Below are 12,470 nucleotides of genomic sequence, written 5' to 3' on the forward strand. Positions count from 1 at the left end.
GGATGGCCGACGGAACTGGCATAGTAGAGCCCAAGATAGCCGAGATCGCCATCGGCGGCGCGCTGCTCGGCACGTTCTCCGCCATCTCGTCCCGGCTCGCCGCGCTCCAGATGTTCTCGATAGAGGAAAGCCCCGACCAGCTCGTGCTGCTATCGGTAGAGAGCAGGGACATACAGAAGAGGCCGTACCTGTTCTTCATAATAACGCTGCTTCCCAAGCAGATGAAGGTCCAGTACTCGATAGCCCTCGACTCGAGCGAGAAAATGCGCAGGCTGTCAGTGGTCAAGAATCTGCTCAGCGTGCTGTCGCTCATAACCGACTTATACACGGTCGATGCATCAGATCTGTACCAGTATGCAGATTCCGCAATAGACGACGTGCTGACGTCGCTCTCACAGAGCTACAGCTCATTGTTCAACAGCTACGACTCGCTGTTCAACGAGTACAGGGAGCTAAAGCGCCTCAACCTGGAGCTTGCAGCTGCGAACAAGAGCCTCACCGTGCAGGCCTCGCAGCTGAGCGAGGAGAACAAGGACCTCTCGGCAAGGCTCGCGACGCTCGAGACCTATTCGGACGAATCGCTGATGGTCATGATCGAGGACTGGATAGAGTCGCACAGCGACACCATTGACATAATGGAGTTTTCCAAGACCTACAGGCTCACGGCCCCGAGGGTCGAGCAGATGCTCAACAAGATGGTGTCAATGGGTTACATAGAGCTCAAGGGGTAAGCATGAAATACAACGCGAGGGTGAGCAAGCGCCTGAAGTACGTGCGCGTCTACGCCATAACCAAGCGGCTCGGGAACAAGACAAACCCTCTCGCCGGCCTGTTCATCAAGATATTCAACCGGGGCAATGGGGAGGGCAGTCCATAAGCCCTGATGCGGTGCTTTCGCGTGCCTAACATGAAGCGTCTACTGATTGTCATAGCGATATTCGCAGCTGTGCTGCTGGGGTCGATGATATACATAGGCCTGCTTCTGCACAGCTACGCCATAGCGGCGCCCAAGCCAAAACCTGTCGTAGCCCCGGCCACGCTTCTCAGCGCCGCACTTGCCGGCCAGAACCTTCTCGTCTACGACCTCAATGCCACCGATGTGCCATATGCCATTTTCTCGTATTCGTCTGCCAATTCGACAAGCATAACCGTCAATGCCTCATTGCTCAAATCCAGGCCTCCGCAGAACGTATACCTGCTTAATCCGTATCCGGAATGCACTGGCTGCAATGGGGCAAGCCAGGTTTACCAATATCTTGCGCAGGACATGGTAAGCTATGGGGTCATAGGCGCACCAGCAGACCTGCAGAACGTTACCCCAGCAGGCCTGCAGTCCATGCCTGGCGACTCGATGCTGATAATGCTGAACGGGCTCATGCCGCAGTACATGTTCCAGCCAGTAAGCGGAACAAACGCTACGCTATTGCAGTACCTTCTTAACAGGGGCGACAGCATAATATACGTCGGCCAAAGTTTCTCAAACATGCTGCTGTCGGATGGCGTCATCGTGCCGAATCCATCCATGCCGACATACCTGATGACGCAGACCGTAGCAGGCTCGCCCGCTGGCGGATTCTATTTCACAAATTCGACGTTCATTTTTGTCGGGGGCTTGACGTACGGACCCATAACATACAAGAACATAGCCAACGGCACAATAGTAGCGTTCTCAAACACGCTTTCAGGCTGGCCAGGCGCATCTTATGCTGCTGCTGACATAGCACATGCGGCGTCGCTGATGTTCTGGCTGCCCGCTTATGCGAGCGGCGCGTCTACGGTAGCGCTAAACAGATATACTGACACAAACGGCGAAATAGGCGTGCTGCTAAGCTCTCCCCCGCTCCCGTATTCGGCCTCGCTCCAGGCCGAGCTCTCGAGCGGGTTCCTGCGCGCCGTGGTCTACAATTCAGCCAACTACAGCATTTCGCCGAACAACAGGTACATCACGCTTACAGCGCCGCCATCCTATTCCAGCCACGGCTTCATCTCGATGCCCGGCATCTTGCTGCCCGGCAAGACCGCACAGCTTACTATGTCTGTCTTCACGGGCTCGGGCGTGCCTGTGAGCATACAGCCCCACATCAGCATCTATACGATAAACATGATATACGTGACATCGCTGCCGCTCCAGCCGCTGAGCGCCTCTGGCAACTTCACGTTCCTTACATCGCTCCTCTTTCCTGTGCCTCCGGGCTCTTACATAGCCGAGCTGCAGGGCTTCTCTGGCAATCTGTATGCCAGCGCGCTGTTCAACGTCTCCCCAATAGCAATAGCGCTCAAGAGCGCCAACTACACATCAAACAGGTACTTGTTCGCGCTGAGTTCAGACGGCCAGCCGCTTTCCGGCATAGGCTATTCTATAAGCCTGGACAATCTCTACAGGGCCAACGGCACGATTAGCAACGGTACCATAGCTTACTCCCTCCCAAGCGGCTCTCCTGAGCTCTACGGCACCCTTACGTTCAACATAAGCATGCTGTCCAGCTCGTTCGTCTACAAAGCCAGCCACCCGCCGACCACGATAACGGTAAACAGGCAGTACATAATACTGGCCATAGTGCTTGTGATAGTGGTTGCGCTGGTAACGCTTGTGCGCGCCCCCAACAGGGACGATTTCTACATAGACGTACCCCATCTGCCCAAGCGCGACGTCGTCAAGGTAAAGCTCCCCTACCGGGACGTGATATCTGTATTCGACAAGCTCAACATGTACTACCACTGGCGCTACATGCCCCTCTCCAAAGCGGAGATCCGCGCAGGCATAGCTACAAACATACGCAGCAACGGCATGCCTGTCAACCTGACGTACAACAACCTCAGCTCGATACTCGACCAGTTGGTGGTGCACGGCGACCTCATCGTGGCCGACGACCTCTATGCGCCAAAGGCATGGATCGAGCAGAGCGGCCATGACCTGGAATACCTTGTGACGTTCAAGAAGCTCAGGATGTACATGGTCACGCACGCCTATGTGTTCACCGACCTCAACATGAGCCCGGTCGCAGATATGGTGGTCGCGCTGCACGGCGAGCGCACATACCTGATGATATATTCGCAGACAAGCAAGTTCAAGAAGGTGCCCGTCTACAAAGGCATGAAGACCTACCTGGTCTTCATGAACGCCGACAGGCTGGACGAGTTCAAAAGCATGCTGTACCGCACGCCCTCTGCTGCAAACGAGGAGCTCAAGATGTACATAGCGTCGGGCCGCATAGCGCTGGTTAACGCAGAGAGCATGGACGGCTTCGGATGACTAATTAGCTGTTTTCCGAATCGTTGCCGGCTTCTGCGCTTGCGTCATCTCCGGCCTTTTCCCCATCCTCATGGCCTTCGGCTGCCCTAGGATAATGCTTTGAGATCAGGCTCTCAAGCCTTTTCTCGACCGTGCTCTCTTCTGCGCCAGTCAGCGCGCTCACGTCCCTGGCCAGCTGCTTCGCGTACCTCTCTACTGTCTTGTACTTGCTCGTCTCGATGCCCAGCTGCTGCTTGCCCCTTACGTAGCGCTGCACGCCCCTTGCAGCTTCCATGAGCGCCAGCTTTATCTCGTCTATTATCTCGTCTTCCTGGGCTATGGCCTCCTTGCCGACGCCTGAATACGGTATGTACACTGAAGAAACGTTCACGAACACGCTCACAGGCTGCGACTCCATATCTATGCCGTAGCGCTTCCACTGCATGCTCTTCGCTGCCACGGTTATCGCACAGCTCCCGCTGTCGAACAGCAGCGGCACCCTGTTGGCGAACCTCAATATGTTGCCCTCATAGAGGTCTTCTTCTATCTTCTTGCCGGCCGCGCCTCCGTATGCTATCGCTGCCTCTACAACGAACGGTATGCCGCCGTAGAAGAGCACCGGCCTGCGCTCCACTACGTGCATGAAGTCAGGGTTGAGTATGTTTTTCAGCGCCAGCTTTATGTGCTCCTCGCCTATCGCGCTTATCACGCTCGCATCAGGAGCCATCCACTTGAGCTTCTTGATGGCGTCAATGAGCCGCTCTGCGTCGTCCCACGAAAGGCTGCCTGGCTCCTTGTCGAGCATGCCGCCGACAGTGCCCCTCAGCTCGTCCACCTTGCCCTGCGACACCCTCGCGAAGTTCTCGATAAGGAACGACGACACCTTCCTGCTGTCGCTCTTGTGCGCGAACTCCAGCAGGTCGTTGACGTTCAGGCCGAGCGGATGCGGCTTCGTCGGCTTGGGCCGCGCCGGCATGGCATCTACGGCACGCACGAACCTGTATTCCTTGCCTTCTGGGTCAGTGAAAAGCACCTGCACGTGCGGGTTGGCGAGCGCCGTTCGCCTTATGTACTCGTAGACACCATGGTCGCTGTTCTCGTATTTCACCTCCGCGAATTCCGCCTCGACAGTGAGCCCGTTCGTGCTCCTGTCGGCGCCGTTGAGGTCGGCCACGACAGGCTTGTTGCGAAGCGTGTCTATCGACACGTTGCACGAGTAGCTGTCACCGTCAGCTGTTTTCGACTCCACACGGACAGGCTTGCCTGTGGTAACCTGCGAGAACAGGGTGCAGCCCGATGCGCCTATGCCCTGCTGGCCGCGCTGCTGTATGTACCTGTGGAACTTGGTGCCTGCAAGTATCGTGGCGAGGGCTTTGCCCACGAACTTCTTTGGTATGCCCGGGCCGTTGTCGCTCACTGTTACCCTGTACTTGTTTTCGCCGGTCTGGGCAAGCCTTACAGAGATGTCAGGCAGTATGCCCGCTTCTTCGCATGCGTCGATAGAGTTGGTGATGTACTCGTGCACCACTGTTACTAGCGACCTTACCATGCCCGCATAGCCGAGCATCTGCTTGTTCTTCTTGAAGAACTCTGCTATCGAGTGCTCCTTGAACTCCTTGAATATGTCGTTGGCCTTCCTTTCTTCCATGCTCACACCATCTCCGCCAGGCGCTTGTTCTTCCTGTGCGCGGCCTCCATCCTGGCATAAGCAAGCCTGTGGGAGCCGCCCTCTATAAGCGTGCGCGCCGCTGTTTCTGCTTCGTCTATCTCGTTGGCCTTGCCTATGAAGCTTATGGTGTCGCCGTACACGCTGATGTGCGCGCCGCTCACGCGCTCTATGTAGCTTTTGGCCCTGCCGTTGGCCCCTATGAGCCTAGCCCTTATGTCCCCGACGCGGTTCTTGCCGACAGAGCCGAAGTCTATGGACGAGAAGTACACCTCGTCTCCGACGAGCCTCTCAGCCATCTCGATGCTGAAGCCCCTTCCAAACGCGTACACTACGCTCCTAGCCACGTATTCCCCGTAGGCTTCCCCCGCAAGCTCGATGGCCATGCCTGCCTTTACCTTTATTTCGCAGCCGCACAGCCTTTCCAGTCTCTTTATTGCGCCGCCCTTCCTGGCCAGCAGCCTGGCCCTCTCACTAGGTATATAGACTTCCTGCATGGAGCTACCCGAAAACGCAGCAAAATCGTTCGCCCTTCATCATTGTTCCCTCAAACTATAAATATCTATTAGGACGCAAAACGATGCGTAACTAACAGATTCTACCGACTGAAAAGCATCATGCAATTTGTGAAACGGTGTAAAGTTCTGTTCGGCTAGCCTTTAAAAACCTTCCAATTAAGAAAGTAGACAGGTTCAAGAGAAATTCGGTGCAAAATCATGACTGATATAGGAGATAAAGCAGGCGCATTGGCCGCCAAGGCTGGCGCCATGGAGCTTCAGATTACGGAGAGCATAGGCGCAAGTGCGCAGCATGACGTCTCGCAGCCCTTCAAGGCAGGCTCTCCTGTTATAGACCCCGTGCTGGCCCCCTACCATCGCACGATGGAAGAAATAGAGCGCATGCCGGTGATAGAGCAGACTAAGACCGTGTGCCCCGAGTGCAAGCTCATAGTCGACGGCACCATATATCGCGACGGGGACAACGTGATGATAAGGAAGCACTGCCCAGAGCACGGCTGGACCGTGGAGAAGTACTGGGAAGACTACGACATGTACATGAAGATGCGCAGGTACAACTACTTCGGCCGCGGTTTCGACAATCCAAATTATATAACTGACACTAAGGGCGCCAACTGCCCGTTCGACTGCGGCATGTGCGAGAGGCACAAGTCCCACACAGGCCTTGCCAACATAGTGGTAACAAACAGGTGCCACCTCTCGTGCTGGTACTGCTTCTTCTACGCCAAGGAGGGCGAGGCGATATACGAGCCCAGCCTGGCCGAGATAGACAAGATACTGAAGAACCTGAGGAGCCAGAAGCCCATACCAGCCAACGCACTGCAGATAACAGGCGGAGAGCCCACGATGCACCCCCACATAGTAGAGGTGGTGGAGCTCGCAAAGAAGGCAGGCTTCGACCAGATACAGCTCAACACCACAGGCATAAACCTCGGCCTCAACCCAGACCTCGCTGTGAAGCTCAGGTATGCAGGCGTAAGCACGCTGTACATGAGCTTCGACGGCGTGAGCAAGCGCGCAAACCCGAAGAACCACTGGGAGACGCCGCTGGCACTCGACGCGGCCAGGAAGGCCGGCATAGGTGTGGTGCTCGTGCCTACAGTCATACGCACGGTCAACGAGCACGAGCTCGGGGCCATAATAAACTTCGCGCTGAACAACTCCGACATAATAAGGGCGGTGAACTTCCAGCCCGTTTCGCTTGTGGGGCGCATGCCGTCCAGGCTCAGGGAGAAACAGCGCATAACAATACCGGGCGCGATAAAGCTAATAGACGAGCAGACGAACGGCGCGATAAGGAAGGAGGACTGGTTCTCCGTGCCATACATAGGCGGCATAACGAAGTTCATCGAGGCGCTGACCGGCGAGTACAAGTACGACATGTCGATACACTTCGCGTGCGGCGCAGGCACCTACCTGTTCCTGGACAGCGACAACAAGATCATACCGATAACAAGGTTCGTCGATGCCGCAGGCCTTGTAGAGCACCTGCAGCGCGCAATAGACTCGATGAACGGCAAGAACAAATTCGAACGCAGGCTCATAGCGATAAACGCGCTGCTCGGGTTCCGCAAGTTCATAGACAAGAAGAACCAGCCAAAGTCCGTCAACTTCATGAAGCTGCTTACCAGCGTACTCTGGAAGCATGACTTCGCCAGCATGGGCAAGTTCCAGATGAAGTCCATATTCCTGGGCATGATGCACTTCCAGGACGAGTACACGTACGACATACACCGCGTCGAGAAGTGCGACATCCACTACGCGATGCCCGATGGCGAGGTGCTGCCGTTCTGCACGTTCAACGTCTTCCCGGAAGTGTACAGGGACAAAATACAGAGGCAGTACAGCATACCCGCCAAGGAGTGGCAGCAGACGCACCAAGACTGGAACTACTCGAAGGACAAGTACGTTAGAAACATAAAGGAGCTGGAGGCGAGCGAGCCATACCGCAGGACGTACGGCGCGATGAGGGACTATTTCGCGATGCCCGTCAACGGGGGCAAGGCGGTGGCCAGCTTCGCGAACGAGACGTTCAAGAACCAGTGATTTGAATGGACAGGACCGACAAGCAGCCGCAGATGAGCGAGTACCAGAAGGACCTTTTGGACACTGCATCCCTAGACACTGCAAGCATCGAGAACCAGTACATAGAGGAGCACGGCAACAAGTTCCGCGTGCCGTACAGGATAGTGCGCCAGGCCGTTTTCTCGAAGGTCAAGCAGGCAGAGCTCATCGACCTGGAGCATGCGGCGCGCCTGCAGTACAGGCTCATGCTCAACGACGCCATACTCAAGGCAAGGGTGCACTATGCGAGAGGCACGATAACCGTTATCTACAACCCGCAAAGTGCGCAAAATCTCCGCGAGAAGATAGGTCTTGAGGGGCTTGTGGCGCTCCTGGCGGGAGAGGGAGTCCACGTCGACGCCGCAAACACTGTTGATTCTGAGTACGACTACTACAAGAACTTCTATTCCTATGCATTCAATCCTCCTGCAGTGCGCGAGCACCCTCCATACGGCTATACTATTGAAGAGTGGCGCAAGATGAAGCCTGACTGGGAGAGGAAGACGGCCAAGGGCAATAAGTCAAAGCAGGACAAGTTCACCGAGTTTCAGGAGAAGTACATTGCGCAGCATCCAGAGCTGGCGAAGGAGCTCGGCGCGCAGATTGCAGTGCAGCAGGGCGCCAAGAAATCTATCCTAAGGAGGATTTTCAGCCAGAAGGCCTGACTAAGCCGTGCCTATCTACAGGCTAAGCACTAATTCTCCAGCCACTACAGGTTCCTCTATCCCAAAGCCCTCCAGCACCTCAGGGCTTATCTCACCGAACGTACCGAATCTGAATGATGCGCACCTGCCGTCGACGAATGCGCCGTCCTTGTGCGCCGCGTAACTGCTTTTCATGCCGAGATGCCTTGCAATCGCATCGACAACGCTCTTCGCCTCTGCAAAGTTGGCCTTTGAGTGCTCGCTGACAAATGCCACGTGCGTCTCCTCTACAGGCTTACCTCCTTCGAGCCTGAACACCTTGCCTATCTCGAAAAGCCTCTGCGGCATCCTTTCGTGCGAAGAATTACCGAGATTCTGCAGCAGCTCCGGCAGCACCTGCTGCCTCAGCATCGTTATCATTTCGGTCTTCGATTTGGCAACGGTTATCGTGCCAGCGCCGCGCTTCCTGCGCATCATGTCGAACTGCAGCTTCTCGTTCGACAAGTAATAGTTCATCGCTTCTGAGAATCCAAGGCCCACCATAAGCATCGCGATGCCGTTATCGCGCACGTTCGTGGCGCTCTCCTTGCCTATGGAATGCCCCCTGACCGGGATCGGCTTTATCGCGGAGTAGCCATAAGCTACCGCGAGGTCCTCTATGACGTCCTGGTCGTTGAACACGTCGGTGCGGTACGGCGCGACGTCGACCGTTATAGTACCGCCGACAGCCCTTGCGATGTAGCCTTCCCGCGCAGCGAGCCTTGCAAGACTCTTTGCCGTGGAGCGCACGCCTATCGTCTCTTCGAAATTCGTTAGCTCTACCCTAATGCGCCTGGATTTCAGTGAGGGCGTGATCTCTTTCCTGTCGGGATACGCTATGATGGCAGGGAACACATCGGCGCCCATGTCTATGAACATGCATGCCGTCATGCGCGCAGCGCCCTCGACCGCATCTTTGTCGGTGCCGGTCACGTCTATCAGCATGTCCCGCGTGCGCGCAGTGGTCTTGGTGGCTTCTGAGTTTATTATTGGTATAAGCGAGAGCACCTTCTCCGAATCCCTCAGGAACGGGTAGTTCGCGCTTCCACTTATCGTGTAGCCGTACTCCTCCCCCTTTGCATGCCCCTTCAGTATCTCCTCGAAGCTCATCGGCCTGCTGCCGTGCAAAGGCACAAAGCGCTCGTTGCGCGCTGCATCGTAAGTCAATGCGCCGTTCACCGAACTCAAATCATGCATGCCCATCGCGAGCTTCTTGCGCTTCCTGCCGTAGTTGTCGCTCAGCTTCTCCATGAAGTCTATAACGTACCTGAGCGCGTTCCCGCCCAGGTCTATGTTCCTGACGACAAACGCTGCTATAAAGGGCCTGACCTTCATCACTGCCGGCGTGACCTTTATGCTGATTGCGGGCTTCCCCGCGACTGCATAGGCCTTCGGCCTTGCCTTGCCCGTATGCAGGCTCAGCGCCCTCACGAGGCCCGCGAACGATAGCATGTCTGGCCTGTTCGGCGTTATCGCGACGGTCACGCTGCCGTTCTTCCGCTCCTCGACATCCATGCCTATGCCGTTGACAAGCTTGTCAAACTCCTGCTCCTTGAAGGCTTTCCCTATGTCTCTCGAATCGAATGTTATATTAGGCATCAGCGCACACCCAGTTCCTTCCTAGTCCTGAGCCAGTCAACGTCATTGCTGTACAGCTCGGTAAGCGAACCTATCTTCAGCTCGTTGAACATTAGCCTGTCGAGCCCCGGCCCCCACGCCAGCACAGTGTTCTTGTTGCCCAGCGCATCGGTTATCTCCTTGCGTATCACGCCGGCTCCGCACAATTCTATCCAGTCTCCGTGCTCCTCGTTGTAGTACGTGACTTCCATGCCAGGCTCGACGAATGGGAAATATGAAGGCTTGATCCTGACATCGAGCCCAAGCTGCGCATAGAACTCCTTCAGCGTGTGTATTAGGTTCGCCAGGCTGAGCCTCTTGCCTATTATTATGCCGTCGCTGTGATGGAGCTCCGCAAGGTGCTTGTAGTCTATGCTCTCGTTCCTGAACACCCTGCCTATCGAGACGAGCTTCAGCGGATCGTCGCCATCGTATTTCGCGTACTTGTATATGTGCCTGGCGGACACGCTCGTAGCATGGGTCCTGAGCACCGCCTGCCTCGCTATTGTGTCTTCCCATACGCCTTTCCAGCCCTTCTCATGCATGGCCTTGACCCTGGCCATGAGCTCCGCATCCCCAATGTCAATCACCTTCGGGTTCGACAGGTAGAACGTATCCTGCATTTCCCGTGTTGGATGGTCCTGCGGCGAGAACAACGCATCGAAGTTCCAGAACGACGACTCTATTATTGGCCCATCGACCTCGGTGAAGCCCATGTCGAGCCATATCCTGCGCACCTTGTCGAGGAACTCGTGCATCGGGTGAAGCCTCGCCGGGTAGAGCGTATCCGAGGGCGCATTCACGTCGTAGCTCTTGAAGGCCTTGCCCTTCCAGCCCTTGGAAAGCAGCAGCTCCTTCGTAAGCTGGCCGAGCTCGCCGCCTGCCATTGCAGATTCAGGTCTTTTCAGCGACGCCTCGCCAGCAGGCGTTATGCTTATGCCTGCAACTATCCCGCTTTCGCTTACCGTAATAAGCTTCCTCTTGGCAAGCAGGTCGAACGCATCGCGCCTCTCCTTCGCAAGCCTGTCCTGCTCGCCCTCCGTAGCATCATTGAGCCTCGCAAGCAGCTCCCTGAGCCCGTACGGCCTGCCTATAGCTCCCTTGCCTGCCCGTGTGAGCTCCACAGCACCGTTGGCTGTCCTTGCCCATCCATTCTTGACTGCCCATCCAAGCGCTATGCTGTCGTGTATCTCACTGGCTTTTTTCGGCCCGCTGAGCAGAGCACGGCAGAGCGCCTCCTCTGGGAACTGGCTCACGTATCTTTGGGCTTCCTCAGTAAGCTTCGCCGTCACGATGCGCCTGCGCTCAACATTTACAAGGCCCTCGTGCTCGAGCCTGTCAAGTGCCCTCTGCGCATCGGCCTTCTGCAGCTTCATGGCCTGTTCGAGCTCGTCGAGCGGCGCGCCGCTATGCGCGGCTATATACTTGAGCATCGTTATGTCGCGTCCCTCCACTCCGATCGCCTACTTCGATGATGCCCTGAAATAAGTGTAGACAATTATACCGATCACTATGAGTGCTATCAGCACGTAAGCGAAGATGCCGAATTCCCTGTATACCGCGCCGAAGAACTGCGCCACCTCGCTGCTCAGGCTCTGGTGTATCACGAACACCAGGGTAAACTTCGAGAGGGGCTCCCCATCGAACCATAACAACTGCGTGGTGTTTGTATAGCCATTGGTTATCGCGCTGGCTGGCGCATCAGGGATCGGGTAAACATTCTCTATCGTCGCGCCGCTCGGCAGCACAATCTCAAGCGTCGTGTTCTGCGGCAGGAAATCACCGCTGGCTCCGTGCTCGAAATTGAAATCAGCGGGATTGAACGTGTAGACGTACGTTCTCGGCGCCGTCTGGTTGATGTAAGTGACGTTGTTAACATAATACGTCATGACGAGATAAGCGATGCCTCCGTTGCTGTTGTGTATGAGCGGCCCTGGCAGGAACTTGAAGCTGTACAAGCTAGTGCCTGGGTTGATTATGTGCTGCACCAGCGTTGACCCTATGAGCTGCTGCCAGCTGCTGAGCGTAAGGTTCAGCGCCAGCCTGTCGGTCTCATACTGGCTGACCGAGGTGTTGCCTGTGATCTTTACGGTAAGCACTTCAGTCACCTGCGCACTGGAATTCGTATTGAGCGTAACGGTGGTGTTCAGGTACGTGACAGTATAGGAGGCGAAGCTGCTGGCCGGCACAATGGCAATGAGCAGGGCAGCCAACAGCAACAGAGCGCGCGGAACCATATTCTGCACCACCTTAGTTTCCAAGACTACTAATAATAAGCTTTTGTGTGCGCCTGAAGTCAGGTTCCGACGTCATGTAAAGGAAGCCAATGCAAAGGTTTTTAATACAGCATTTTCATAATAACAATAAATACGGAGTAAGGCGGGAATCGCTAATCCTACGTATGAGTACAGATCAGATGAGTGACGAGAATTTCGAAGGAGAAGGAAGAGAGGAAGGAATGGAGCGCGGAAGGCGTGGCATGTCAATAAAGCCATCGTACTTCCTGCAGAAGCCTGTGAAGGTAGGCGACGAGGTAGACGTTACCATCGAAGCTACGGCGTCGAAGGGCGACGGCATAGCCAAGGTGAACGGCTTCGTGGTCTTCGTGAAGGGCGCAAAGGAAGGGGACAAGCTGAAGGTGCGCATAACCGACGTCAAGGCCAGGTTCGCAGTAGGCGAGCCGATATAAG

At 55.7% G+C, this 12,470-nt stretch carries 11 protein-coding genes; 6 read left to right on the plus strand and 5 right to left on the minus strand.

All coding sequences use genetic code 11. The annotated features are described in order from the left end of the window. The first annotated feature begins 2 nt into the window (after window positions 1-2). Genes M1158_03845 through M1158_03855 form a run of 3 tightly spaced genes read left to right on the plus strand, consistent with a single transcriptional unit; the run spans window position 3 to window position 3,253 of the window. The gene (locus M1158_03845; protein MCL5100219.1) at window positions 3-731 is read left to right on the plus strand and encodes a cell division protein ZapB; all 729 of its coding nucleotides are present in this window, start codon (window positions 3-5) and stop codon (window positions 729-731) included. Window positions 732-733: 2 nt separating this feature from the next. Next, window positions 734-877, plus strand: coding sequence for a hypothetical protein (locus M1158_03850; protein MCL5100220.1), 144 nt, complete (start codon window positions 734-736; stop codon window positions 875-877). Window positions 878-907: 30 nt separating this feature from the next. Beyond that, window positions 908-3,253, plus strand: a complete 2,346-nt coding sequence (locus M1158_03855) for a hypothetical protein (GenBank protein MCL5100221.1) — start codon at window positions 908-910, stop codon at window positions 3,251-3,253. A gap of 4 nt (window positions 3,254-3,257) precedes the next feature. Here the strand turns inward: M1158_03855 and top6B are convergent, their stop codons facing one another. Next, window positions 3,258-4,880 (minus strand): DNA topoisomerase VI subunit B, encoded by a 1,623-nt coding sequence (top6B, locus tag M1158_03860; GenBank protein MCL5100222.1) that lies wholly within the window; start codon window positions 4,878-4,880, stop codon window positions 3,258-3,260. A gap of 2 nt (window positions 4,881-4,882) precedes the next feature. After that, the gene (locus M1158_03865) at window positions 4,883-5,395 is read right to left on the minus strand and encodes a hypothetical protein (protein ID MCL5100223.1); all 513 of its coding nucleotides are present in this window, start codon (window positions 5,393-5,395) and stop codon (window positions 4,883-4,885) included. 219 nt (window positions 5,396-5,614) lie between these two features. On the opposite strand from M1158_03865, the gene M1158_03870 reads away from it, so the two are divergent. Next, a complete protein-coding gene (locus M1158_03870; protein ID MCL5100224.1) occupies window positions 5,615-7,462 on the plus strand; it encodes a radical SAM protein in 1,848 nt (615 codons plus the stop codon). A gap of 5 nt (window positions 7,463-7,467) precedes the next feature. Then, on the plus strand, window positions 7,468-8,145 hold the full coding sequence (locus M1158_03875) for a hypothetical protein (protein MCL5100225.1): 678 nt from the start codon (window positions 7,468-7,470) through the stop codon (window positions 8,143-8,145). A 15-nt stretch (window positions 8,146-8,160) separates the two neighbouring features. Here the strand turns inward: M1158_03875 and pheT are convergent, their stop codons facing one another. From pheT to M1158_03890, 3 genes are read right to left on the minus strand one after another with little or no spacing between them, the layout of a single operon-like run. Continuing rightward, a complete protein-coding gene (gene pheT / locus M1158_03880; GenBank protein ID MCL5100226.1) occupies window positions 8,161-9,762 on the minus strand; it encodes a phenylalanine--tRNA ligase subunit beta in 1,602 nt (533 codons plus the stop codon). Next, window positions 9,762-11,234 carry a phenylalanine--tRNA ligase subunit alpha gene (locus tag M1158_03885; GenBank protein ID MCL5100227.1) on the minus strand — a complete coding sequence of 491 codons (1,473 nt, stop codon included), beginning with the start codon at window positions 11,232-11,234 and terminating at the stop codon, window positions 9,762-9,764. Before M1158_03885 ends, pheT begins: the two co-directional genes overlap by 1 nt. Window positions 11,235-11,243: 9 nt before the next feature. Continuing rightward, entirely contained in the window at window positions 11,244-12,017 is a 774-nt protein-coding gene (locus tag M1158_03890; protein ID MCL5100228.1) for a hypothetical protein, read from the minus strand. Window positions 12,018-12,181: 164 nt separating this feature from the next. Here M1158_03890 and M1158_03895 point away from each other — a divergent pair, with 164 nt between their 5' ends. Continuing rightward, window positions 12,182-12,469 (plus strand): TRAM domain-containing protein, encoded by a 288-nt coding sequence (locus M1158_03895; protein ID MCL5100229.1) that lies wholly within the window; start codon window positions 12,182-12,184, stop codon window positions 12,467-12,469. Window position 12,470: the final 1 nt, after the last annotated feature.

Source organism: Candidatus Marsarchaeota archaeon (assembly GCA_023473665.1).
Lineage (GTDB): Archaea > Micrarchaeota > Micrarchaeia > Micrarchaeales > Micrarchaeaceae > JAMCYM01.

Coding starts and splice junctions, on each gene's coding strand:
- M1158_03850 (MCL5100220.1), top strand. CDS start 734: ATGAAATACAACGCGAGGGTGAGCAAGCGCCTGAAGTACGTGCGCGTC.
- M1158_03890 (MCL5100228.1), bottom strand. CDS start 12,017: ATGGTTCCGCGCGCTCTGTTGCTGTTGGCTGCCCTGCTCATTGCCATT.
- M1158_03895 (MCL5100229.1), top strand. CDS start 12,182: ATGAGTACAGATCAGATGAGTGACGAGAATTTCGAAGGAGAAGGAAGA.
- M1158_03865 (MCL5100223.1), bottom strand. CDS start 5,395: ATGCAGGAAGTCTATATACCTAGTGAGAGGGCCAGGCTGCTGGCCAGG.
- M1158_03855 (MCL5100221.1), top strand. CDS start 908: ATGAAGCGTCTACTGATTGTCATAGCGATATTCGCAGCTGTGCTGCTG.
- M1158_03875 (MCL5100225.1), top strand. CDS start 7,468: ATGGACAGGACCGACAAGCAGCCGCAGATGAGCGAGTACCAGAAGGAC.
- M1158_03845 (MCL5100219.1), top strand. CDS start 3: ATGGCCGACGGAACTGGCATAGTAGAGCCCAAGATAGCCGAGATCGCC.
- M1158_03870 (MCL5100224.1), top strand. CDS start 5,615: ATGACTGATATAGGAGATAAAGCAGGCGCATTGGCCGCCAAGGCTGGC.
- pheT (MCL5100226.1), bottom strand. CDS start 9,762: ATGCCTAATATAACATTCGATTCGAGAGACATAGGGAAAGCCTTCAAG.
- top6B (MCL5100222.1), bottom strand. CDS start 4,880: ATGGAAGAAAGGAAGGCCAACGACATATTCAAGGAGTTCAAGGAGCAC.